At 56.6% G+C, this 22,661-nt stretch carries 21 protein-coding genes; 10 read left to right on the top strand and 11 right to left on the bottom strand.

The genetic code is table 11. From position 1 onward, the window contains the following. Position 1: 1 nt before the first annotated feature. From CSR02_RS00630 to trpB, 5 genes are read right to left on the bottom strand one after another with little or no spacing between them, the layout of a single operon-like run. On the bottom strand, positions 2-1,186 hold the full coding sequence (locus CSR02_RS00630) for an ATP phosphoribosyltransferase regulatory subunit (protein ID WP_099540089.1): 1,185 nt from the start codon (positions 1,184-1,186) through the stop codon (positions 2-4). Positions 1,187-1,238: 52 nt separating this feature from the next. Then, positions 1,239-2,717 carry an ATP-binding protein gene (locus tag CSR02_RS00625; protein ID WP_099540087.1) on the bottom strand — a complete coding sequence of 493 codons (1,479 nt, stop codon included), beginning with the start codon at positions 2,715-2,717 and terminating at the stop codon, positions 1,239-1,241. Next, positions 2,714-3,967, bottom strand: coding sequence for a TIGR03862 family flavoprotein (locus tag CSR02_RS00620; RefSeq protein ID WP_099540086.1), 1,254 nt, complete (start codon positions 3,965-3,967; stop codon positions 2,714-2,716). The genes CSR02_RS00625 and CSR02_RS00620 overlap by 4 nt, the downstream gene beginning before the upstream one ends. A 33-nt stretch (positions 3,968-4,000) precedes the next feature. Next, positions 4,001-4,834, bottom strand: coding sequence for a tryptophan synthase subunit alpha (gene trpA, locus CSR02_RS00615; protein WP_099540084.1), 834 nt, complete (start codon positions 4,832-4,834; stop codon positions 4,001-4,003). Next, the gene (gene trpB / locus CSR02_RS00610) at positions 4,831-6,075 is read right to left on the bottom strand and encodes a tryptophan synthase subunit beta (RefSeq protein WP_052013506.1); all 1,245 of its coding nucleotides are present in this window, start codon (positions 6,073-6,075) and stop codon (positions 4,831-4,833) included. The genes trpA and trpB overlap by 4 nt, the downstream gene beginning before the upstream one ends. A gap of 264 nt (positions 6,076-6,339) precedes the next feature. Between trpB and CSR02_RS00605 the strand changes: the two genes are divergently transcribed. The 3 genes from CSR02_RS00605 (at position 6,340) to rho (ending at position 9,598) form a co-directional block, all read left to right on the top strand. After that, positions 6,340-7,530 carry a magnesium transporter CorA family protein gene (locus tag CSR02_RS00605; RefSeq protein WP_183172665.1) on the top strand — a complete coding sequence of 397 codons (1,191 nt, stop codon included), beginning with the start codon at positions 6,340-6,342 and terminating at the stop codon, positions 7,528-7,530. Position 7,531: 1 nt separating this feature from the next. Further along, positions 7,532-8,065, top strand: coding sequence for a hypothetical protein (locus tag CSR02_RS00600; protein ID WP_099540082.1), 534 nt, complete (start codon positions 7,532-7,534; stop codon positions 8,063-8,065). 234 nt (positions 8,066-8,299) lie between these two features. After that, positions 8,300-9,598: a transcription termination factor Rho gene (gene rho / locus CSR02_RS00595; RefSeq protein ID WP_042787093.1), complete on the top strand. Its 1,299-nt coding sequence runs from the start codon at positions 8,300-8,302 to the stop codon at positions 9,596-9,598. Between the two features lie 62 nt (positions 9,599-9,660). On the opposite strand, the gene CSR02_RS00590 is transcribed toward rho, so the two are convergent. Beyond that, positions 9,661-9,954 (bottom strand): sulfurtransferase TusA family protein, encoded by a 294-nt coding sequence (locus CSR02_RS00590; RefSeq protein ID WP_052013507.1) that lies wholly within the window; start codon positions 9,952-9,954, stop codon positions 9,661-9,663. Positions 9,955-10,112: 158 nt separating this feature from the next. Between CSR02_RS00590 and CSR02_RS00585 the strand changes: the two genes are divergently transcribed. The 4 genes from CSR02_RS00585 (at position 10,113) to CSR02_RS00570 (ending at position 13,819) form a co-directional block, all read left to right on the top strand. Then, the gene (locus CSR02_RS00585; protein WP_042787094.1) at positions 10,113-10,601 is read left to right on the top strand and encodes a Fur family transcriptional regulator; all 489 of its coding nucleotides are present in this window, start codon (positions 10,113-10,115) and stop codon (positions 10,599-10,601) included. After that, a complete protein-coding gene (locus CSR02_RS00580; RefSeq protein ID WP_042787095.1) occupies positions 10,598-11,446 on the top strand; it encodes a GNAT family N-acetyltransferase in 849 nt (282 codons plus the stop codon). The genes CSR02_RS00585 and CSR02_RS00580 overlap by 4 nt, the downstream gene beginning before the upstream one ends. Positions 11,447-11,510: 64 nt before the next feature. Continuing rightward, positions 11,511-13,157: an apolipoprotein N-acyltransferase gene (lnt, locus tag CSR02_RS00575; RefSeq protein WP_099540081.1), complete on the top strand. Its 1,647-nt coding sequence runs from the start codon at positions 11,511-11,513 to the stop codon at positions 13,155-13,157. A 167-nt stretch (positions 13,158-13,324) separates the two neighbouring features. Beyond that, positions 13,325-13,819, top strand: coding sequence for a helix-turn-helix domain-containing protein (locus CSR02_RS00570; RefSeq protein ID WP_042787097.1), 495 nt, complete (start codon positions 13,325-13,327; stop codon positions 13,817-13,819). Positions 13,820-13,877: 58 nt separating this feature from the next. Here CSR02_RS00570 and CSR02_RS00565 read toward each other — a convergent pair whose 3' ends face one another. Further along, a complete protein-coding gene (locus CSR02_RS00565; RefSeq protein ID WP_099540079.1) occupies positions 13,878-14,696 on the bottom strand; it encodes a DUF2076 domain-containing protein in 819 nt (272 codons plus the stop codon). A gap of 239 nt (positions 14,697-14,935) precedes the next feature. On the opposite strand from CSR02_RS00565, the gene CSR02_RS00560 reads away from it, so the two are divergent. The 3 genes from CSR02_RS00560 to CSR02_RS00550 all read left to right on the top strand — a co-directional run bounded on the left by CSR02_RS00560 (position 14,936) and on the right by CSR02_RS00550 (position 19,063). After that, a complete protein-coding gene (locus CSR02_RS00560; protein WP_099540077.1) occupies positions 14,936-15,820 on the top strand; it encodes a glycine--tRNA ligase subunit alpha in 885 nt (294 codons plus the stop codon). A 4-nt stretch (positions 15,821-15,824) separates the two neighbouring features. Then, entirely contained in the window at positions 15,825-17,885 is a 2,061-nt protein-coding gene (glyS, locus tag CSR02_RS00555) for a glycine--tRNA ligase subunit beta (RefSeq protein ID WP_099540075.1), read from the top strand. A 212-nt stretch (positions 17,886-18,097) separates the two neighbouring features. Beyond that, positions 18,098-19,063: a DMT family transporter gene (locus CSR02_RS00550; RefSeq protein WP_099540073.1), complete on the top strand. Its 966-nt coding sequence runs from the start codon at positions 18,098-18,100 to the stop codon at positions 19,061-19,063. Position 19,064: 1 nt separating this feature from the next. On the opposite strand, the gene CSR02_RS00545 is transcribed toward CSR02_RS00550, so the two are convergent. The 4 genes from CSR02_RS00545 to trmB form a co-directional block, all read right to left on the bottom strand. Next, a complete protein-coding gene (locus tag CSR02_RS00545; RefSeq protein ID WP_042787102.1) occupies positions 19,065-19,235 on the bottom strand; it encodes a DUF1328 domain-containing protein in 171 nt (56 codons plus the stop codon). Between the two features lie 131 nt (positions 19,236-19,366). Then, the gene (locus CSR02_RS00540) at positions 19,367-20,125 is read right to left on the bottom strand and encodes an OB-fold nucleic acid binding domain-containing protein (protein ID WP_042787103.1); all 759 of its coding nucleotides are present in this window, start codon (positions 20,123-20,125) and stop codon (positions 19,367-19,369) included. Positions 20,126-20,246: 121 nt separating this feature from the next. Next, positions 20,247-21,824, bottom strand: coding sequence for a bifunctional phosphoribosylaminoimidazolecarboxamide formyltransferase/IMP cyclohydrolase (gene purH, locus CSR02_RS00535; RefSeq protein ID WP_099540071.1), 1,578 nt, complete (start codon positions 21,822-21,824; stop codon positions 20,247-20,249). Between the two features lie 97 nt (positions 21,825-21,921). Next, positions 21,922-22,659, bottom strand: coding sequence for a tRNA (guanine(46)-N(7))-methyltransferase TrmB (gene trmB / locus CSR02_RS00530; protein ID WP_099540069.1), 738 nt, complete (start codon positions 22,657-22,659; stop codon positions 21,922-21,924). Positions 22,660-22,661 lie beyond the last annotated feature (2 nt).

The raw sequence follows: 22,661 nt of genomic DNA, 5'->3' as shown, positions 1-22,661 counted from the left end.
ATCATGACAGGTCCGTGCAAACGGTGCCACGCAGGACATGAGAACAGCCCAAACGGCGGGCTTCTGCCTCTGGCTCTGTGGTAAGGGAAGATGCAGCCAATGTGGCATATCCCTGCGTGCGCAGGCGTGCGGCCTCCCGCCTGTCTGCCCCCGGTGCCAGATAGACACGCGGGCGCGCAGGTGTTGGCGGAATCATGCGGAACAGCACATCGGGCCGTAATGTCAGCCCACAGGCCGGTTCGTTATCATTGCACAGATAGCGCCCGCCACGCCCCAGCTCTTCCGAGCGACCAATGGTAAAGAGTGTGACACACACACCTGTATGATATTTCCACCCCCGGAACTCAACCGGGTCCACCGTCATACGCAGGTTGGGGCACTGCTCACGCAGGGCAGCCACAGTATCTACCAAACGGTCCAGAACCGCGCGGGCCTTGGGTGGCAGTGCAATTTCCGTCAACCGGGCCACGGCATGTTCTGCCAGCCCTGTGGCTTCCAGCAACGCAATAAGCGTGCTTGCCAATGCGCCGCCCTGCTCGGCCACAGCGGCGGAATCCTTGCGGTCCAGTGCGCGCATAAGGGCTGCGCGCCGGGCTTCGGGCACTTTGCTTTCTTCCAGCAATGCCGGAATAAAGGGCGGCATGGTGAGATCGAAGGAAACATCCTTCACACCCAGACGCTCAAGCGCTTCCGCCCCAACAGACATGACTTCTGCATCCGCCTCTGGCGAATCAGGGCCTATCAGTTCGATACCCGTTTGCATAATCTGGCGGCTGCTTTCTTCCGCCGCCACGGGGGAAACCACAACACACACACCGGCGTAGGAAACGCGCAGCGGCCGCGGTGTACTGGCCACGCGGGTTGCCGCCATACGGGCTATCTGTGGCGTAATATCGGGGCGCAGCACCATCATGCGGCGGGTATCAGGGTCCATCACCCTAAAACTCTGCTCCGCAAGGGCCGCACCGGCACCAGCCAGATACGTATCCTCAAATTCTATAAGAGGGGGCCGCACGCGGTCGTATCCGTGGGATGCAAACACGTCCATAAGCGTGGCAACGCCCTCTGCCTCGGTTCGGGCATCGGGCGTTAAAAAATCTACAAAGCCTGCGGGCAGCAGCGCCGGGCTGAAAGGCGGGTCTTCCGTCATGCTTCGGGCTATAGCACCGCATGGCGTGTCCGTCATGCCCGCAAAGGGGCACTTTTTACGCTATCTGCTTCTGGCTGGTGTGGTTTTTTCAGCCATCTGCGTTGCCGGGCAGGGTTTCCCACCCTGTTCCAATAAAAGTGAGCACTCGGCGGCCCATACCATCTGCACGCAAGACAATGAGATTCTGGTCTTCCAGCCACCCCAGCAAGCGGCGCGCACGCCCTTTTGAAACCGTGCCATATACCCGCGCAATGGCCGCATCCGATGGGCATGGTTGCCGGGCCAGCGCGGCACGTGCCAGAAAAAGCCCAACAGCTTGCAAATCTTCAGGCAAGGTAGCAGCCAGAGCTTCAGCCTCCTGCCATTCCGGCTGGGCGGAGGTTTCTTCATCCACTCCGCTGCGTGCTGTGGCCAAGGCCCGGTTAAAGCGCCGCATATCCAGCGCATTGCGCCCCAAACCGGCAATACGGCACCGCACCAGAAAATCCTGATACAAAACAGGAGCCGGACGGAAAGCGGCTTCCTCATCCGCCATCATGTCCCGCAAAATGGCGCGCATGCGGGCTTCACGCTCGGTTTGGGTTTCGGATGTTTCTTCCGGTTCTTCCTGTTCGCTCTGGGCGGCCTGTGCCTCACCATGTGCGGCAAGCTGGGTCAGCAGGTCAGGTGGCGGTGCCACGGGAGCCTTGCGGGGACGTGCTGGCATATCCTGCACCGGCACGGGAGCCAGAATAAGATCATGCACAGGCGCAGGCGGCGGCTCAAACGGTGTAAGAACTGGCCCGGCTGAGCGGCTTTCTGTTTCCACCGTGCCAATACGTACCGGCGTGGGCCTGCGGCACAAGGCCGGACCAAGAGCAACAAAAGTGCCACGCGCCAGATCCCGGAACGATTCGGCCTGCCTGCGCTCCATCCCCAGCAGATCTGCCGCGCGGGACATATCAATATCCAGAAATGTGCGGCCCATTAAAAAGTTGGAAGCCTCTGCGGCCACGTTTTTGGCCAGCTTGGCCAAACGCTGTGTGGCAATAACCCCGGCCAAACCACGTTTACGGCCACGGCACATCAGGTTTGTCATGGCGCCGAGGGATGCACGCCGGGCCTCGTCCGAAACCTCCCCCGCAGCGGCTGGGGCAAAAAGCTGGGCTTCATCCACCACCACCAGCACTGGGTACCAATATTGGCGTGGCACCTCAAACATCCCACCCAGAAATGCAGCGGCCCAGCGCATCTGCTGGTCTGCATCCAGACCTTCCAGATTCAGCACAACCGAGGCCCGATGCATCCGCATACGCTCACCCGCCGCATGCAGCGCCATTTCGGAATGATCCGCACCATCTATCACCAGATGGCCGAATTTTTCCGCAAGGCTGACAAAATCCCCTTCCGGGTCAATAATCGCCTGCTGCACCATACGTGCGGATTGCTCCAGCAACCGCCGCAACAAATGTGATTTACCAGACCCCGAATTGCCCTGCACCAGCAGGCGTGTGGCCAGAAGTTCGGCCAAATCTAATTGCGCCGGGCCCGCCCCCGGCACCTCACCCATTGTTATCATGCTGCTCATGGATGGAGGGGATACCGCTTAGCCCCTGTATCCTGCAACCATGCCTGCAGACCCTTTGCCGCCGCACGCCCCGTGGCAAGGCTGGCATGCAGCAGGTAGCCGCCAGTTGGGGCCTCCCAATCCAGCATTTCGCCCGCCACAAACACACCGGGCAACGCACGCAGCATAAAGCCATCTGTGCAGGAATCGTGCGTAATACCTCCAGCAGAGGAAATGGCGCGGGCGAGCGGTTGCGGGGCATTCAGCACCACGGGCACCGCCTTTAAACGTGCTGCCAAAGCCTGCGGTGTGGTGGGAATATCTAGCCCACTTTCCCGCAAAAGAGCGATGGCCACTGGTGGCAGGCGCAAGGCCTTGCGCAATTTGTTGGAAAGGCTCTCTCGCGGGCGGGTGGCCGCCAGACGGCGCGCTACTTCCTGCACCGGCATATCCGGGCGCAAATCCACCAGAACTGTGGCCACGCCCTCTTCTGCAATGGCCGCCCGAAGGAAGGTAGACAGCGCATAAATTGCACCGCCTTCCAGCCCATTGGCTGTTACCGTCACCTCACCCTGCACGCGGTGCCCCGCAAAGCTGAGCGCCACAGGTTTAAGCGGTAAGCCGGCAAAACGCTCCCGAACCAGATCAGACCATGCTGTTTCAAAACCACAATTTGCTGGCTGTAAGGGCGCTATGTTCACGCCCTGCTGCGCCAAAACAGGCACCCAGCCCCCGGTACTACCCAAACGGGGCCAGCTTGCTCCACCTAGCGCCAGCAAGGTGGCATCGGCCTGCATAGGGTGGGGTTCATCCTGCCCTTCATGCTGCACAAGTAGGCGGCCCTGCGCATCCCATCCTTTCCATGTGGTGCGGGTGTGAAACACAACACCAAGCTCCCGCAGCCGTGCCAGCCATGCACGCAGCAACGGAGATGCCTTCATGGCTGAAGGAAACACACGGCCAGAAGACCCTGTAAAATGGGCCTGCCCCAACCCTTCCATCCAATGTTGGATATCCTGCGTGGTCCAGGCATCCAATGCTGGACGCAACCAGGATTGGGCTGTGCCATAACGCCGCATCAGCGCTTCATGCGGTTCGGAATGGGTGATGTTCAACCCACCCCGGCCCGCCATAAGCAGCTTGCGGCCAACACTGGGCATACGCTCCAACACCTGCACGCTATATCCGGCCTGCGCCAGATATTCCGCCGCGGCCAGCCCGGCAGGGCCTGCCCCAACAATAACAACATGGGTGGTGGAAGCCTGTGTCATAAGCGCACGCTTACCAGAGCGGGAAAAGCGGGATCATACCACCTTTCCATCTGCGTTACGCACGGCTTTTGCCAGATCTTCAATTTGTGCCAGCACGCGCGGCAGGGTTTGGGCTGTAGCACGCCCTTTGTCATCCAGCGTTTCTGCCAGAGTGGAAAGTAGGGCCGAGGCCACAACCGCGCCATCTGCTATGCTGGAGGCATTGGCGGCCTGCTGCGGCGTGCGCACCCCAAACCCAATGGCGATAGGCAGTTTTGTCACCTTACGCAGGCGTGGAATGGCTTCTTCCAGATCATGCGTGGTGGCGGAACGTGTGCCCGTAATGCCCGTGATGCTGACATAATAGACAAAGCCAGATGCGTGAGAGAGCACATAAGGCAACCGCTTGTCTGATGTGGTGGGCGCCACAAGGCGGATGATATCCAGCTTGTTGGCCTTGGCAAATGGTGCCAGCACATCGGCTTCCTCTGGTGGCAGATCCACCAGAATCAGCCCATCCACACCTGCACTTGCGGCATCACGGCAGAAACGCTCATACCCATAGGATTCTACCGGGTTCAGATACCCCATAAGGATAACAGGCGTTTCGTTATCCTGCTGGCGGAAATCCGCAACCATATCCAGCACGCCTGCCAACGTGGCTCCGGCTTTAAGGCCACGGCGGGCGGCGGCCTGAATAACCGGGCCATCGGCTGAAGGATCTGAAAAAGGCATGCCAATTTCAATCAGGTCCGCCCCGGCGGCTGGCATCTTGCGCAGCAGTTCGAGCGAGGTCTCCCAATCCGGGTCATACGCTTCCAGATACGGAATAAGCGCGCCACGGCCTTGGGCGGCAAGGGCTTTAAAACGGGCTGCTATACGGCTCACAGCTTGACCCCCAGATGTTCGGCAACAGTAAAGATATCTTTATCACCCCGGCCGGAAAGGTTGACCACCAGCAGGGTATCCTTGGAAAGTGTTGGCGCAATCTTGGCGGCATAGGCCACGGCATGGGCGGATTCCAGCGCAGGGATAATTCCTTCCATGCGTGTGCAAAGCTGGAAGGCATCCAGCGCCTCGTTATCCGTAATGCCCACATATTCTGCACGGCCAACATCATGCAGCCATGAATGTTCTGGCCCCACACCGGGGTAATCCAGCCCGGCACTGATGGAATGGGCTTCCTCAATCTGGCCATCTGCGTTCTGGAGCAGATAGGTGCGGTTGCCATGCAGCACGCCGGGGCGGCCGCGTTCGATTGAGGCAGCGGTTTTGCCGCTATCCAGCCCGTGGCCAGCCGCTTCCACACCAATCAGACGCACAGATTTATCGTCCAGGAACGGATAGAAAATCCCCATAGCGTTGGAACCACCCCCGATGGCAGCCACCACAATATCGGGCAGGCGGCCTTCAGCGGCCTTCATCTGGGCCTTGGTTTCCGTGCCGATCACGCTCTGGAAATCACGCACCATGGCCGGATACGGATGCGGGCCTGCCACGGTGCCAATAAGCATGTAGGTATCGGCAATATTGGCCACCCAGTCCCGCATGGCCTCATTCATGGCATCCTTCAGCGTGCCTGCGCCAGAGGTAACAGGCACCACCTCCGCACCCAGCAGACGCATGCGGAAGACGTTGGGCTTTTGCCGTTCTACATCGGTCGCACCCATGTAGATCACGCATTTCAGGCCAAACAGGGCACACACGGTTGCGGTGGCCACACCATGCTGGCCTGCCCCGGTTTCCGCCACAATACGGGTGCGGCCCATCCGCCGCGCCAGCAGAATCTGCCCCATGACGTTATTGAGCTTGTGGGAGCCCGTATGGTTGAGTTCTTCGCGCTTAAGAAAAATTTTAGCGCCACCCAGTTCTTCTGTCATGCGCTGGGCAAACCAGAGCGGGCTGGGGCGGCCGACATAATCTTTCAGATAATATTCCAGCTCTTTATGAAACGCCGGGTCCGCCTTGGCGGCCTTATAGGCTTCATCCAGTTCCAGAATAAGGGGCATAAGGGTTTCTGCCACAAAACGGCCCCCAAAACGCCCACCAAAATGCCCTCGCTCATCCGGCTGGTGCCGGAGGGAATTGCTCTGCACCGCTGACGTGCCGTGTTCCTTCGGATCTGCCATTTCTGGTCTGCCGCTCCCATACCGCGTAAAAAACCGCGCCTGCCAGATATGCTAAAGCCTGACATCGCCTGTCATAACGAAGCCGCAGGCTTACCAGATACCGCAAGGCGTTGCACAGCCCTGCAACCACGTAACCTTGTCAGAAACATGCAGAAGGTCTCATAATTTATAGAGTGTTGAATATTTGCAGCCCAGACCGCCATCTGACACCCAGTGCTCAGAAAACGTTGGCCCTACCTGCCATCGGTAGCGCACACGCACACAATGGAGAATCGCATGTTCCTGGCCCACCGGCCTGGTATGCCCGCACGGGCTATTGAGACCGCAGCCGACGCAGCCGATGCCGTATGGCTGGACCTTTTAGACCCCACACCCCAGGAACAGGCGCTGGCAACACAATTATGTGGCCAACCCATTCCCACTCTGGATGACCTGAACGAAATTGAAAGCTCATCCCGAATCAGCGTCCGCAATGGGGCTGCTTTTCTTTCCTCCCCGCTCTTGCAAAAAACCGGCGCGGAATTTCAGACAACACCAGTTGGGTTTATTTTAACACAAAACCGGCTATTTACCATTCGCTTTCAATCCTATCAGTCCTTTGAAACCGTGGCCCTGCTTGTGGCTGACCATGCACAGGTTATGCCTGCACCACATGCCATCCCCACCCCGGAAACAGTAGCACCCACGCCCGCATCCACCACAGCGCCCTCCGCCCCACTGCACCCCCAGCATGACGCAACATTGCATGCCGGAGAGATTCTGGTGGCGCTTATTGAAACCATTGTGGACCGTCTGGCCGATATTCTGGAAAGCGTGGGAGACCTGCTGGACACTCTCTCGCACGATATTTTCCGCACGCGCCCTTCCGGGCAGGCTATGCGCAACATTGCCTCCTGGCAGCGCGATTTGCTCCAGCGTGTTGGCAGTTCGGGCAATCTGTGTTCACGTATGCGTGATACGCTTTTGGGCATGGAGCGCATTGCCCTGTTTTTAAGCGAAAGCCGCAAAACCGCCAGCGCTATTCCCACCCCCGGATACATGCTGAGCACACGCCACATCACCACGGATTCCACCCCCCAAAAGGGGGAAAGCAATTCTGCCGCAGCCTATACGCTTTCCAACCCGCTGCGGATGCGCATTACAACCGTAAGCCGGGACCTTTCATCATTAGATGCCTATGTTTCCCAGGCGCAGGACAAGGTGGAGTTTTTGCTGGATGCCACACTGGGCTTTATTAACATTGAACAGAACGGGGTGATGAAAGTGCTGACGGTTGTCAGCTTCATTGGGGTAGCGCCTACCCTGATTGCCGGCATTTATGGTATGAACTTTAAAAACATGCCTGAACTGAACTGGTCTTTCGGGTACTGGTATTCACTTGGGCTTATGGCCGCCACCATTGTATTGCCCTTACTGTGGTTCTGGAAAAAAGGCTGGCTTGGAGGAATCAAATAAGATGCGCCAATGCTGGAAGACAGGTCTTTTTCTGGCTCTCCTGATAGGTGGGGTATCTGGTGCGCATGCGGCAGCCACTACGCAGATACAGCCGCCACCCCCCAATGGGTATCAGACATTTTTTGACCATCTCAGTGCCGAGCCTCTGCGTTATGCCGCCATATCTTCCCTTAATGGCAAGCGGCTTCTTGTTGGGTTGCATTCCACCACAGAAGGCCACGTGGCAGGTGAGCTGATGCTGCTGGATGGCACCATGCGCCCCCAGCTAAGCGCCGATGTGGAGGGAACAGCCCCCAACCTGCAAGATAAGCAAAGCGGAACATGCCAACTGACAGTGACGCTGGAGGAAGATACTCTGCACCTGAATGGCCCCTGCTCGTATGAGCAACTTTCAGGCGGGCTGACACGCACCTTGCATCCTTCCCAACTCTGGTCTCAGGTCAACAGCTTCATTTCCCCCGATATGTCGGTTTCCGCCGTGTGGTTGAGCCGTAATGGATGGAATGCCGCCATTACCCCGGCCCCCACGCCCTAAACCCATTGCCACAAGGCAGTTGACGATACATCTGGCCGCCGTTATTATGCGCTCCCATAGTGCTGGCTGACTTCACCTGCCCAGCGCACCCTCCCTTTAGTCTGGATTATTCTGCTCCGGCACCACCTTTTACAAAGGTGTCTTTCTGCCATAGCCACGCGCTTCAGGCAGCCGACGGCATGAGAAATTCTGACATATTCCTTATGAACTTTTGCCAGTCAGGGCATTTCCTAGATGCATCTTGCGGAACTCAAGGCCAAATCCCCAGCGGATCTTCTGGCCTGCGCTGAAGACCTGAATATTGAAAACGCGTCATCCCTGCGCAAGCAGGACATGATGTTTGCCATCCTGAAGGCGCTGGCCGATAACGACCAGGCGATCTACGGTGAAGGCACGCTTGAAATCATGCATGACGGGTTTGGTTACCTGCGTTCCCCCGAATCAAACTACCTTCCCGGCCCGGATGATATTTACATCTCCCCCACACAGGTGCGCCGCTTTGGCCTGCGCACGGGGGATACGGTAGAGGGCCAGATTCGCGCCCCGCGTGATGGTGAACGCTACTTCTCCATGCTCAAGATCAACACGATCAACTTTGAGCCACCGGATGCCGTACGCCACCGCATCAACTTTGATAACCTGACCCCACTCTACCCTGAACGTCGCCTTCAGATGGAAGTGGAAAGTCAGGCTTCCGCCCCAGAACCCAAGGCCGAAAAAGGCAAGAAAGGCGCGCAGAAAGATTTTACCCCGCGCGTTATCGATCTTGTCTCCCCCATTGGCATGGGCCAGCGTGCGCTTATTGTGGCCCCTCCCCGTTCGGGCAAAACGGTTATGCTGCAAAGCATTGCCTCTTCCATCAGCGCCAATCATCCGGAAGTTTTCCTGATTGTGCTGCTGATTGATGAACGCCCCGAAGAAGTGACCGACATGGCACGCTCTGTGCGCGGTGAAGTAATTGCCTCCACCTTTGATGAACCCGCACACCGCCACGTGCAGGTGACGGAAATGGTGCTGGAAAAAGCCAAGCGGCTTGTTGAACACAAGCGCGATGTGGTGATTCTGCTGGATTCGATCACCCGTCTGGCCCGTGCCTACAACACAGTTGTGCCCTCATCCGGCAAGGTGCTGACCGGTGGTGTGGATGCCAACGCCCTGCAGCGGCCCAAGCGCTTCTTTGGTGCTGCCCGTAATATTGAGGAAGGCGGTTCCCTCACCATTATTGCCACGGCGCTGATTGATACCGGCAGCCGTATGGACGAAGTGATCTTTGAAGAATTCAAAGGCACAGGTAACTCGGAACTGGTGCTGGATCGCAAACTGGCAGACAAGCGTACCTTCCCGGCTATCGACATCACCAAGAGCGGCACCCGTAAGGAAGAGCTTCTGGTGGATCGGGCTACGCTGTCCAAAATGTGGGTTCTGCGCCGTATTCTGGCCCCTATGGGCACGATGGATGCCATGGACTTCCTGTTGGACAAGCTGAAATACAGCAAAACCAACAACGACTTCTTTGAAGCCATGAACAACTGATTAGGCAGGCTTTTTTCGCCTTCCCCTCTATCAGTTCTTTTCTACAGAGCGCCTGCTTCGGTTTACGAGGCAGGCGTTTCCTGTTTTTTGCGCAATGTGAGCACCACACTGCCATCGGGCTGCGGCACATCAGACAAAATGGTATGCCCCAGCGCACGGGCAGACCGGCTGATATTCTTCAACGGTTCCTCCCCTTTCAGGCGCACGGCCAGCAGACCACCCGGCGGCAATCCATCCAGCGCCAGGCGCGTGCGTACAAATGTCATGGGGCATTTTTCAGATGTAATATCCAAAACGGCAATGCGTGGCTCTTCCTGCACGTTAAAATCGGGCACATATGCAGCAGAACGGGTCATTCAAAAACTCCAAAAAGGATGCGGAACATAAGCTCGTCTGCAAAAGATAGGGGCCTGCATCGCATAAAAAAACTGCCTGCGAGTGTAAAATTGGACAAACCCCATCACTTTCGGCTACCTGAAACCTGAAACACAAATTGTAACTCAAAGCAGGATTTGTGATCTTGAAGGCACAGTCGGCAGAATCGCGGATCGAGCAGCTGTGTGTTGAACACGGCCTGAAAATGACCGGACAGCGGCGCGTTATCGCCCGTGTTCTGTCTGAAGCAGATGACCACCCAGATGTGGAGGAGCTGTACCGCCGTGCCTTGACGCTGGATTCCCGCATTTCGGTTGCTACGGTGTATCGCACCGTGCGGCTTCTGGAAGAAAAAGGGATTCTGGAACGCCGGGATTTTGGCGGTGGGCGCGCACGGTACGAAGCAACAGAAAATGGGCGGCACCATTATCACCTCATAGACGTGGATAATGGGAAGGTTATAGAGTTTGAAGATCCGGAACATGAAGCCTTGATGAAAAAAGTGGCCAACCGGCTGGGCTTCGAATTTGTTTCCATGCGGCTGGAACTGTTTGGCCGCAAAAAATCGGCTGCAAAGCCGGGCGTCAAAACATCTTCCCGCGCCCGTCAGAAAGGAAATGCTGCATGAGTGCAACACGCCACAATGGAGGGGGGCTTTCTGCGCTGGATCTGGAACGCAAGGGCTTTCCTGAACTACGTGGTGGCACCCTAAGCGTACGCATTGCAGAAACAGAAGCCGAGCTGGAAGCAGCTCAGGCCCTGCGTTACCGCGTTTTTTATGAAGAAATGGGGGCCCGCCCGGAAGGGGAAACCCTACGCCTGAAACGCGATATTGATGAATTTGATAACGTGGCAGACCACCTGCTGGTGATTGACCATGCCATTGCCTCGGACGCACGCGGTGTGGTGGGCACATACCGGCTGGTGCAAAGCGACGCGGCGGAAAAAATCGGGCGTTTTTATTCTTCCAGTGAGTATGACATTACGCCCCTGAAGGAATTTCCCGGCAAATTGTTGGAAGTGGGCCGCTCCTGCGTAGATAAAAACTACCGTGGGCGCACAGCCATGCAGCTTTTGTGGCGGGGCATTGCCTCCTATATTTTTCTGCATCAGATTGATCTGCTGTTTGGCTGCGCCAGCCTGCCGGGGACAGACCCGGACAAGATGGCAAATGAGCTGACTTATCTCTACCACAACCATCTGGCACCTCCGGCCCTGCGCGTGCGTGCGCTGCCAGACCGCAAGGTGGAAATGCTGCGCACAGACCCGCATAGCCTGAACCTGCGGCGCTGTCTGGCGGGTTTGCCTCCCCTTATCAAAGGGTATCTGCGTTTGGGTGGCTATGTGGGTGATGGCGCTGTGGTGGACCCGCAGTTCAACACAACGGATGTGGCCATTCTAGTTAAAAGTGAACTGCTGGCAGATAAGTATTACAGGCACTATGAGCGCCGCCTGCGTGATGCGCTGGACTGATAGCAGGGTAAGTAACCCAACATCCGCTTTTTTGTCTGTCAGTTCGTAAACTAGGGTTTGCGCCGTGGTAAAACTGCCCGCGTTTTTTCAAACGGCGCATGACCGCCTGCGCCGATGCTGGCGGCAAAACTGGCGTTTTATGGGGTTTATGCTGGGGGTTGGTGCACTTTCTGCGCTGGCTCTTCCCCCTTTGCACTTTCTGCCCATCCTGTTGCTCACCTTTGGCATACTGGGGCGGATACTCAACACCACAACAAGTTGGAAACATGCCGCGTGGGCGGGCTGCCTGTTTGGATTCGGCTTTTACACAGCCGGGCTTTACTGGCTGGTCAATGCCGTGCTGATTCGCGCAGATGAGTTCTGGTGGTTTGTGCCTTTTCCCTCCATGGGCTGTGCTCTTATTTTAGCCCCTATGGTGGGCGCGCCAGCAGCTCTCAGCATGCTTGTGCCCGCTGGGCTGCGCCGTCTGGCCTTTTTTGCCGGGGCATGGACGGTGTTTGATATGGGCCGTACCTTTTTGTTCAGCGGCTTTACATGGAACGCCCTTGGCAGTTGCCTTGCCATACCCGGCCCGATAGGGGACATGCTGATCCAACCCGCCGCATGGGTGGGGGAAGATGGGATGACCTTGGCTCTTGTACTGGCAAGCCTACTGTGTGGCAACGCTTTGCTGGAGGGGCTGCGCATACGCATTCCCTTTGTTCCAGAATCGGCCACACCCAGCTGCACCTCTACAACGCGCCGCAGAATTTATATTGGATGCGCAGCCACCTGCGTGGTGTGGTTAGGTGCGGGCACGGCACGTTTTTATACCGTGCACCCCCAAGGTGAAGCTGGCCCGCTCGCCGTTATGGTGCAGGGCAATGTGCCAGAAACGGAAAAAGTGGGCAGATTACGCCCAAGAGATATCTTTTTGCGCTACCTGCGCCTGACAGCCCAAGGTGTGCAGCAGGCGCGGCAACTTCAGGTTCAACAAGCTGCCTCTGGCGCACCCTACCGCCCTATTGTGTTTTTGTGGCCCGAAACGTCTTTTCCCGGCTACGATCTGTTGCAAGATACCCCAAAAGCCCGCGAAATTATTATGGATTGGGCTCTTGGCGCAGATGCAGGGTTTATTGGTGCCCTCCGCCAAGATGATAACGGGCGGTATCGTAATTCTGTGCTGGCCCTGGCACCAGATGGCGCCGTAAGTGCTGTGTATGACAAAGCACGCCTTGTGCCGTTTGGAGAATATCAGCCCTCCTTCATTCCGTTGCAGATTGTGCCCCAAGGCGGTCTGGCGGCTGGCCCCGGCCCGCAAACGTGGCACTTGGCCAATATTCCGCCTGTTGGCCCATTAATCTGTTACGAAGTGATTTTTTCTGGCGATGTTGCCAACCCGCATGATCGCCCCCGATGGCTGGCCAACGTGACGAATGATGGCTGGTTCGGCAACAGTGCAGGCCCGCGCCAGCATCTGGAATCCGTACGCCTGCGTGCAGTGGAAGAAGGGCTGCCCATTGTAAGGGCGGCCAATACAGGCATTTCTGCTGCCTTTGATGGCAGAGGCCATCTTCTTGCCAAATTGGGGTGGGATAAAATCGGTATACTTCTTACGGCTGTGCCTGCCGCACTACCCCGCACACTTTTCGGACATTATGGGCAGGCTGTTCCCTTACTGCTGTGTGCAGTGCTTATGGTGGGAACATGCATCCGCCGTAACAAAGTCTGATCTTTACCCACACTGTTCCTTACATCCAACCTTCTGATTTTCGAGCGCAGTTCCCTCTTGCCGAGGCTTCTGCGCTGTTTTTCTTTTGGAGGACAGGGCAAACATCTTTATAAAATATTAACCTTCTTGAGCACCTCCCCTCGTGAAAGCAGGATGAGTTTCAGGGCGTGACATATACGGAGCAAGAACCCATCGACACCACCATGACCCAGTCTCATGTTGCTGCTGGTGCCATTGATGCCCATGTTGGCAAGCGCATAAGACTACGCCGCACGCTGCTGGGCCTTTCTCAGGAAAAACTGGGGGAAGCTCTGGGAATCACTTTCCAGCAGGTTCAGAAATATGAACGTGGAGCAAACCGGGTAGGTGCTTCACGATTGTACCATATTGCCCGTGCGCTGGATGTGCCGATCAGCTTCTTTTTTGATGACATGCACACCACAGAAGCTGTTCCCAACAAACACGCGCATTTTTCTCAGACACGCAAAAGCTTCAACGCTCCATCAGATAAAAGCTTCAGCACAGTTTCTACCGCAGATCTGCAAAGCATGCTCAACAAGCAGGAAACGCTGGAACTGATACGCGCATATTACAGCATTTCTGACAGCCAGATGCGCCGCAAAATTCTGGAGCTTATGCAAAGCATGGGCAAATCGGCCTGATTTTCAGCGCATACTAATAAAAAAGGACGGCCCCAAGGCCGCCCTTTTTGTTGGCAGATCAGAAGCTCTGATCATCTCCGCCACCCCAATCTCCACCGGCGTCTCCGGCGTCTCCGCCCCAGTCAGAGTTCCCGGCATCAAAGTTCGGATCAGCAGTTGTACCTGCCCCGCCAAACGGATCTGCTGCCGGTGCGCCTGCGGCCCCTGCTCCGGCATCACCATAATAGTTGTTAATGGTTTCCGTAGGAGCTGCGCCCCCACCCCATCCGGCATCACCACCGGCGGCACCAGCATCATGATGCCCGCTGAAAAGGCTGGTAAGCGCATTGGCGGCCATCATACCACCAGCAACACCTGTGGCGGTGGAAAGTGCGCTGCCCAAAAAGCCCGAACCACCCTGAAACATGGAAGGGCGCATACCATAAGGCATGGGCTGTGGCTGATACTGCGGCGGCATGGGGGCTGCAGCAGGGCGGCCACCCCAACCCGGAGGTGCCGCTGTTGGTTGCGGCTGTGGCTGGGCGTTCTGCCCACCCCCAAACAGGCCACCAAAGAACCCGCCAGATTTCTGCTGCCCTGCGCTTTGTTGCTGCTGGGCCTGCTGTAAAGCCTGCTGGGCCTGCTGCAACTGGAACTGAAGCTGCTGAATACGGTTTTGCGCTTCCACTAACGCGGCTTCCTGCACAACCGCCATCTGAGTGATACGGTAGCGCGCTTCCGGATATTTCTGGAATTCCTGCGCAATAAACTGGTCTGCTTCTGGGTCTATCGGCGGCAGATTGGGCCGTGTGGAAGGCACACTAGCAAAACCACCCTGTGGCGCTCCGCTTACACGGGCAAAGAATTTTTCGATCAGATCGCGTTCGTCGTTATTCATTCCATACCTTCCCGGCCCGTTGGGGCCTCACGCTGGCGGCTACAGCCTTTGTCCTTACACGTACACTCTGTTCAAGATGTGGCGCGGATACAAGCGCGTTGCAAGAAGCCCTGCGCAGGAAGAATTGCACCATAGCCTGCCTTCTCTTTCGGTTCGGCGCGTGGAGTTGTATGGTATGCGCACACGCAGCCCAGTAGAGGCTGCATGATAACGTAACCTACCGGAGTAGCACCCTGATCATGGACCCGGCGTCTGCCCGCCCCACTGAGCGGCCTCTTTCCTTTCAGGATCTTATCCTGACCCTTCACCAGTTCTGGTCCAAACAGGGATGCGCCATTCTCCAGCCCTATGATCAGGAAATAGGTGCGGGCACCCTTTCCCCCCACACCACGTTGCGTGCGCTTGGCAGCAAGCCGTGGAAAGCGGCCTATGTGCAGCCCTGCCGCCGCCCGTCTGATGGCCGGTACGGGGAAAACCCAAACCGCTTGCAGCACTATTACCAGTACCAGGTTCTGCTCAAACCCACGCCGGAAGAAAGCCAGAAACTGCTGCTGGACAGCTACCGCGCCATTGGCATTGACCCCGAACTGCACGATATCCGCTTTGTGGAAGATGACTGGGAAAACCCCACCATCGGCGCATGGGGCCTTGGCTGGGAAGTCTGGTGTGATGGCATGGAAGTCACGCAGTTTACGTATTTCCAGCAGGTTGGCGGTATTCCCGTAACTCTGCCTTCTACCGAGCTGACATACGGGCTGGAACGTCTGGCCATGTATGTGCAGGGCGTAGAGAACGTGTACGATCTGGATTACAACGGCGCGGGCCTGACTTACGGCGATGTGTTCCTGCGCGCCGAGCAGGATTATTCGCGCCATAATTTTGAGCTGGCAAACACGGACCTGCTGTTCCAGCATTTTACAGATGCGGAAAAAGAAAGCGTGGCACTGGCCGAAGCCGGTGTGGCCCAGCCTGCGTATGACCAGTGCCTGAAGGTCAGCCATCTGTTTAATCTGCTGGATGCGCGCGGCGTTATCAGCGTGAGCGAACGTGCCGCCTATATTGCCCGAGTGCGTAATCTGGCCAAGCTATGCTGTGAAACCTGGCTGGCTGGCGAGGACAAGTAAGATAATGCCCGAACTGCTGATAGAACTGTTCTCTGAAGAAATTCCGGCCCGGATGCAAAGTCAGGCAGGAGACAACCTCCTGCGCCTGCTGACCGAGGCTCTGGCCCCCCTGCACCCGCAAAATGCCGTGGCTGCCACCGGCCCGCGCCGCATTGCCGCCAGCCTGAACATTGATGCCACCGTGCCCGGTCGCACGGTTTCTGAACGCGGCCCGCGTGAAGGCGCGCCAGACAAGGCGCTTGATGGCTTTACCCGCAAGCACGGCGTAACGCGTGATGCGCTCACACTGCAGAACGGCTTCTGGATTCTGGAGCGTGAAGAACCCGCCGTAAGCGCACAAGACCATATTGCCGCTGTGCTGCCTGACCTGCTGCGGCGCTTCCCGTGGCCCAAATCCATGCGTTGGGGGGCTGGTAGCAGCTTTACATGGGTGCGCCCGCTACGCCGCATTTTGTGCATTCTGGATGGTGAAACCGTGCCCTTCTCCCTCGCTCATGGGGAAGATAACGGGCATAATCTGGTTGCCGCCAACCTTACAGAAGGCCATCGCTTTCTCAACCCCGGTGCTGTGGCTGTTTCCAGCGCTGCGGAATGGCGGAAAACCCTGCATGACCGCCACGTGATGGTGGATGCCGCAGAACGCCGCAAAACCATTACAGAAGGCCTGAACACACTAGCGGCCTCTGAAGGGTTGCAGATTGTGCCAGATTTCGGGCTGGTGGATGAAGTGGCTGGGCTGGTGGAATGGCCTGTGCCGTTTCTGGGCCAGATTGATGCACAGTTTATGGAACTGCCTGCCGAGGTGATGCAGGTTTCCATGCGCGTTAACCAGCGTTACTTTGCCCTGCGCAACAGCGATGGTACGGCTGCGCCGCGCTTTGCCTTTGTGGCCAATATTATTCCCGCAGATGATGGCACATTGATTGTAACTGGTAATGAACGCGTGCTGCGCGCGCGCTTTGCAGATGCCCGCCACTTCTGGGATATAGACCGCAAGCAAACGCTGGCATCTCGCCTAAAAGCGCTGGATTCCATCACCTTCCATGCCAGCTTGGGCTCTCAGGGTGATCGTACACGCCGCATGGTGCGTCTGGCCGGTATTCTGGCCGATATGGTGGGCGCGCCCAAAGCCGACTGTGAACGCTCAGCCGAACTGAGCAAAACCGACCTAACAACCGGCATGGTTGGGGAGTTCCCCGAACTTCAGGGCATCATGGGTGGTTACTACGCCAAACATGATGGCGAAAGCCCTGCTGTGGCACAGGCCATTAGCGAGCAGTACACCCCGCGCGGCCCCGGTGATTCGGTGCCCACGGCTCCGGTTTCTGTTGTGTTGGGGCTGGCCGACCGCATTGATATGCTGGTGGCTTTCTTTGCTGCGGGTGAAAAACCCTCTGGTTCGGGAGATCCGTTTGGTCTGCGCCGTGCGGCATTGGGTGTGATCCGCCTGATCCGTGAAAACAATCTACGTCTTGACCTAGTACGTATTTTTGTTCTGGCGGCCCAAGCTCTGCCTGCTGGTTTGCAGGATGCGCCTGATCTGGATCTGCTGCCGCAGTTTATTGCGGAACGTCTGCGCGTACAGGTGCGCGCCGAGGGGGCTCGGCATGATTGTCTGGCCGCAATTTCCGTTGATAATTCGGATACGGACATTGTGCGCCTGCTGGCCCGTGCGCATGCCTTGCAGGATATGCTGGAAACAGAAGACGGCAAAAACCTGCTGGCCGCCACACGCCGTGCCGCCAACATTCTGCGCATTGAAGATAAAAAAGACGGCCCGCACGAAGATATTCCAGACCCCGCCCTGTTCACGCAGGATGAGGAACGCGCCCTGTTTGACGCGCTGGAACGTGTGGAACCGGCGGTGGAAAAAGATTTTGCAGCCGAACACTTTACAGATGCCATGCGTGAAGCCGCCAGCCTGCGTGCACCGCTGGATAAGTTTTTTGAAGTGGTGACAGTCAATGCGCCAGAGCCTGAACTGCGGTTGAACCGCCTGAAGCTGCTTTCTCGCGTTGTACGTATGATGCGGCTGATTGCAGATTTCAGCCAGATTGAGGGCTAACTCCCCTTAGCTTTACTGGGCTGCTGCGTATAAAATGCAGCAGCCCAGTAAAAACCATATGAAGTATGGCACACACAGCGCTCCGGGCAAAAACGCCCTATAAAACAGCGCACATAGTCGTGTAGCTGATACCCGCAAAAAGAATAGTTTTTACACCGGCTCTCTACTAGACAGGCAGCTGGCTTGTTCCAGTTTTTGCATGGTAGAATAAAATGACGTCTTCCCGGTCTCTTACCCTTGGTGTGCTAAATGGTATGGGAAGCGGCGCATTATGGGGCACTGTGTTTATTGTTCCCCTGCTTTTGCATGACTTTACATCCCTGCAAATGACAGCCGGACGTTACCTTGTTTACGGCCTGATCTCTCTGATCTTGTTATTGCCCCGCTGGAACATACTAAAAAACATCCTAGGAAAAGCCGAGTGGATTGCGCTTATTCGCTTATCCATGCTGGGGAATGTTCTGTATTACATCCTGCTTTCCACCGCTATTAGAACTGTAGGTGGGCCTGTAACCACACTTATTATTGGTTTTTTACCCATTGCCGTGCTGATTATGGGTATTCGGGCTGGCAGCAGCATCCGTATCAAACAGATTGCCGCCCCCATGAGCGTGAGTGTTCTTGGCATTCTGTTAATTGTTTCGCGCAGTTTTACAGTCCATGCTGCAGCCACGCCTACGCATCCGGTTGCTTTTTCTTCTCAACTTATCGGGCTGTTTTGTGCTGTGGGCGCGTTGGCATCCTGGACGTTATATGCCGTTGAAAACACACGTTGGCTGCTGAAAACCTCTACCGTGAGTGACCATGATTGGTCTTTACTGACGGGAGTTGTAACAGGCGCATTGGCCTTGGTGCTGGTTATTCCCGCTTTTGTTTTTCATGCTCTGCCGCATGCCTGGCTGGATTGGGCGCGTTTTTGGGGTGTATGCAGTGCCACGGCTCTGTTGGCTTCCGTTGTAGCCAATGGATTATGGAACCGGGCTTCCCGCCTGCTTCCGCTTACACTTTCGGGCCAGATGATTATTTTTGAAACACTGTTTGCCCTGCTTTACAGCTTTGTATGGGCGCATCGCTGGCCCAGCTTTGTAGAAGCTTGCGCCATTATCTGCCTGATAACGGGCGTGCTGTGGTGCACGGCCGCCCACCGCACACCACATAACACGGCTGAAGAAGCGTAAATCAGGGTCGGGGGGTGCGGCCAAAAAAGAGGCTGATAACCAGCAGCACAATAAACACAAACAGCAGAATTTTGGCTATTTCCGTAAAATTGCCAGCCGCGCCAGAAAACCCGAAGATTGATGCCAAAAGGGCAAAAATAAGAAAAATAAGAACCCAACGTAAAATAGCCATCTACTTTCTCCCTTCCGCCATACGTCAACATGCATGACTGTTAATGGCCTGTGGTAGAAAGACTAACGCACAAAAGCGGCAACAGTTTACTGCCCCCGCTTTGCGCTTACGCTACACATTTTTAAATGGTGTTAGTGTTCTTCTGCGCCGGGAATAATATCATAAGCCGGGCTACCTGCTGGCGGCCCCGGTGGCGGGGCATCACCCACGGCAATACCCACCATTTTTTCAGCCGATGTGCCAATTTCGCGCGCATCAATGGCTGTGCCCAGTTCACCGCTGCTGCCTGTGCCAACAGCATAAAGCATCTGCCCCGGTGTTAGCAGATCGGCCTCTCGCGTTGCTTCACGCGGGGTAATGCAGATAACGGAATGATCTTTCAAAATTACGCCAGAAAGCTGGCCATTGGCATTGTACAGCCGCTGCCAGATTTCACCATGCAGAACCAGATCCGGGCCAGCTATCATTTCTGTGGAATGCACGGGCATGGCAATAAAATTATCCTGCATGCCACGGCCACGTGGGCTGGTAATGCCAAACGCCCGGATAATGGGCAGCACGCGCCCCTTTAGCCCACGGATGGAAACAACATCCCCCGGCTTAACCAGCCCTGCCAGCTCATGCGTTTGCTCGGGGGAGACAAAAACCTGGGTGCCATCTTCCAGCAGCAGCCCAAATACCCCACCATGCGGTGAGGGCAAAAACTGCGCCACTTTGCCGGTAAAGGCAGGCAGGCCAGAAAGATCATACACACCATCTGCCTGCTTTTCTGTGTGTGTCTGCCGGGCAGAAAAGGATTCTGCCTTGGTAGCAGGCGTTTTATGTGCTGGCGCGGCCACAGCCACGGAAGACATCAACAATGCAGCAGACAAGGAAAGCAGATAGCGCATAGCCCAACCGATTATGAAACGCTGCCCTTGCCCATTTTTGGGCAAGAGCCAGCATTGCGTGAGATTCGTGGCCCTATTCTTCGCCACGAACGGTCATTCCCGCAAGAGCGGGAAAAGCGTGTCAGTGGCGGAAATGGCGCATACCAGTAAACACCATGGCAATACCGGCTGCATCTGCAGCGGCAATCACCTCGTTATCACGGATGGAACCACCGGGCTGAATAACTGCCGTAGCCCCTGCCGCAACAATGGTTTCCAGACCATCAGCAAACGGGAAGAACGCATCAGATGCCGCAACGGAACCTTGTGTCAGCGGTTTGTCCAGCCCCGCAGCCTTTGCGGCCTCTCCACTTTTGGAGGCGGCAATGCGCGCAGAATCCACACGGCTCATCTGTCCGGCGCCAATCCCCACCGTGGCGCCATCCTTGGCATACACAATGGCGTTAGACTTAACATGCTTGGCCACACGGAAGGCAAAAATCAGATCCTGCATTTCCTGTTCCGTAGGCGCGCGCTTTGTCACCACCTTCAGGCCTTCACGGCTGATCTGGCCGTTATCACGCGTTTGGGCCAGAAAACCCCCGGCGACCGAACGCACCACAATGCCCTCTGCCGCAGGGTTAGGTAGGCCACCAGTTAGCAGCAGACGCAGGTTCTTTTTGCAGGAGAGAAGCGCCTTAGCGTCTTCTTCCGCATCTGGAGCCACAATCACTTCCGTAAAGATAGTGGAAATCTTTTCTGCCGTAGCAGCATCCAGCTTACGGTTAAGGGCCACAATGCCCCCAAAGGCAGAAACCGGATCGCACCGCAGGGCCTGATCCCACGCTGCTGTCAGTGAAGGTGCAACAGCCACACCGCAAGGGTTGGCGTGTTTTACAATTACAACGGCCGGGCTATCAAATTCGGCCACAGCCTCAAACGCCGCATCCGTATCATTGATGTTATTGTAGGAGAGAGACTTGCCCTGCACCTGCTGCGCCGTGGCCACACCGGGACGCACTGTACCATCACGATAGAAAGCGGCCTGCTGGTGCGGGTTTTCCCCATAACGCAGGATTTCCGCACGCTGGCCCGCCAGAATAAACCGTTCGGGGAAAGGCTGCTGGGCCTGCTTGGCAAACCATGCGGCAATGGCGGCATCATACGCAGCGGTGCGGGCATAGGCTGCACCAGCATAGGCACGGCGCATTTCCAGCGTGGTGCCCCCATCGCCCAACGCATCAATCAGCCCTTCATACTGGGCTGGGTCTGTCAGCACCACCACATGAGCGTGGTTTTTGGCCGCAGCGCGAATGAGTGCAGGGCCACCGATATCAATGTTTTCAATGCAGGTGTCTGCATCTGCGCCAGAGGCAACCGTTTTTTCAAACGGATACAGATTGACAGCCACCAGATCGATCGGGCCAATGCCGTGTTCTTCCATCTGGGCCACATGGGCAGGCAGATCACGCCGCCCCAGAATGCCACCATGAATTTTGGGCACCAGTGTTTTGACGCGCCCGTCCAGAATTTCGGGGAAGCCAGTGTAATCCGAAACTTCCGTAACAGGGATGCCAGCATCGCGCAGCGCCTTGGCAGACCCCCCCGTAGAAAGAATTTCTGCCCCCTGCGCTGCAAGAGCACGGGCAAGATCAAGCAGACCCGTTTTATCGGAAACAGAAACAAGGGCACGACGGATAGGCAGCGTCGTCTGGCTCATGGCGGACCTTTCGCATGGCAAAAACGTAATGCGGGCTGATACACCAGCATGCCACATGCAGGCCATCAGCCGAGGGTGAAAAACGACAAAACCCGCCTTAGCGGCGGGTAAATGTCCAGTACATAGGCTGGCGGCCAGCAGCAATGGCCTTGGCCTCATACCGGGTGGGAAACCAGCCTTCCGGCCGAGTTAAAACAGGTGCGGGCGCATCAAAATAATCCTGAGCTGCCATCACTTCCTGCACCCATGCCTGATAGGTAGGATCATCACTGGCAACGCGCCACACAGCACCGGGCTTAAGCACCCGCGCTGCCAACGCCACATTTTGCGGATGCACAAAACGCCGCTTGGCATGGCGTGCTTTGGGCCACGGGTCTGGAAACATCAGGAACAACCTGTCCAGACATGCATCGGGCAACACATTCAGCACTTGCCGGGCATCATCATCCCACAGCCGCAGCATTTCTGGCACAGGAGCTGTTGCTTCTTCCCCTACCGGCACAAGGCGGCTTAACAGGGAGCACAAACCGTTATGGAAAACTTCGGAGGCAATATACCCCACTTCGGGGTGTGCCTTGGTTTGGGCAAGCACATGCTCACCTCCACCAAAACCAACCTCAAACCAGATCTGTTCTGGCTTATGGCCAAAAACAGAAGCCGGATCTGCCGCGCGCTCTAGCGGAAAGCGCATACGCGGCAGGGTTTCATCCAGCAGCCGTTCCTGGCGGGGGCGCAACGGATGCCCACGCTGGCGGCCATACAGCCGCTCCGGCGGGGGTTTAACATCCACCACTACAGGCTGAGCATTTTCAGCCGAACCTTTCGCCTCCGCCATGA

The organism is Acetobacter pomorum (genome assembly GCF_002738225.1).
Classification (GTDB): Bacteria; Pseudomonadota; Alphaproteobacteria; order Acetobacterales; family Acetobacteraceae; genus Acetobacter; species Acetobacter pomorum.
This window is presented reverse-complemented; position numbering and strand designations above follow the sequence as displayed.

Bases quoted from the DNA above. Each gene is read 5' to 3' on its own strand.
- CSR02_RS00630 (WP_099540089.1), bottom strand. From the start codon at position 1,186: ATGACGGACACGCCATGCGGTGCTATAGCCCGAAGCATGACGGAAGAC.
- CSR02_RS00625 (WP_099540087.1), bottom strand. From the start codon at position 2,717: ATGAGCAGCATGATAACAATGGGTGAGGTGCCGGGGGCGGGCCCGGCG.
- CSR02_RS00620 (WP_099540086.1), bottom strand. From the start codon at position 3,967: ATGACACAGGCTTCCACCACCCATGTTGTTATTGTTGGGGCAGGCCCT.
- trpB (WP_052013506.1), bottom strand. From the start codon at position 6,075: ATGGCAGATCCGAAGGAACACGGCACGTCAGCGGTGCAGAGCAATTCC.
- CSR02_RS00605 (WP_183172665.1), top strand. From the start codon at position 6,340: ATGGAGAATCGCATGTTCCTGGCCCACCGGCCTGGTATGCCCGCACGG.
- CSR02_RS00600 (WP_099540082.1), top strand. From the start codon at position 7,532: ATGCGCCAATGCTGGAAGACAGGTCTTTTTCTGGCTCTCCTGATAGGT.
- rho (WP_042787093.1), top strand. From the start codon at position 8,300: ATGCATCTTGCGGAACTCAAGGCCAAATCCCCAGCGGATCTTCTGGCC.
- CSR02_RS00590 (WP_052013507.1), bottom strand. From the start codon at position 9,954: ATGACCCGTTCTGCTGCATATGTGCCCGATTTTAACGTGCAGGAAGAG.
- CSR02_RS00580 (WP_042787095.1), top strand. From the start codon at position 10,598: ATGAGTGCAACACGCCACAATGGAGGGGGGCTTTCTGCGCTGGATCTG.
- CSR02_RS00565 (WP_099540079.1), bottom strand. From the start codon at position 14,696: ATGAATAACGACGAACGCGATCTGATCGAAAAATTCTTTGCCCGTGTA.
- CSR02_RS00560 (WP_099540077.1), top strand. From the start codon at position 14,936: ATGGACCCGGCGTCTGCCCGCCCCACTGAGCGGCCTCTTTCCTTTCAG.
- glyS (WP_099540075.1), top strand. From the start codon at position 15,825: ATGCCCGAACTGCTGATAGAACTGTTCTCTGAAGAAATTCCGGCCCGG.
- CSR02_RS00550 (WP_099540073.1), top strand. From the start codon at position 18,098: ATGACGTCTTCCCGGTCTCTTACCCTTGGTGTGCTAAATGGTATGGGA.
- CSR02_RS00545 (WP_042787102.1), bottom strand. From the start codon at position 19,235: ATGGCTATTTTACGTTGGGTTCTTATTTTTCTTATTTTTGCCCTTTTG.
- CSR02_RS00540 (WP_042787103.1), bottom strand. From the start codon at position 20,125: ATGCGCTATCTGCTTTCCTTGTCTGCTGCATTGTTGATGTCTTCCGTG.
- purH (WP_099540071.1), bottom strand. From the start codon at position 21,824: ATGAGCCAGACGACGCTGCCTATCCGTCGTGCCCTTGTTTCTGTTTCC.
- trmB (WP_099540069.1), bottom strand. From the start codon at position 22,659: ATGGCGGAGGCGAAAGGTTCGGCTGAAAATGCTCAGCCTGTAGTGGTG.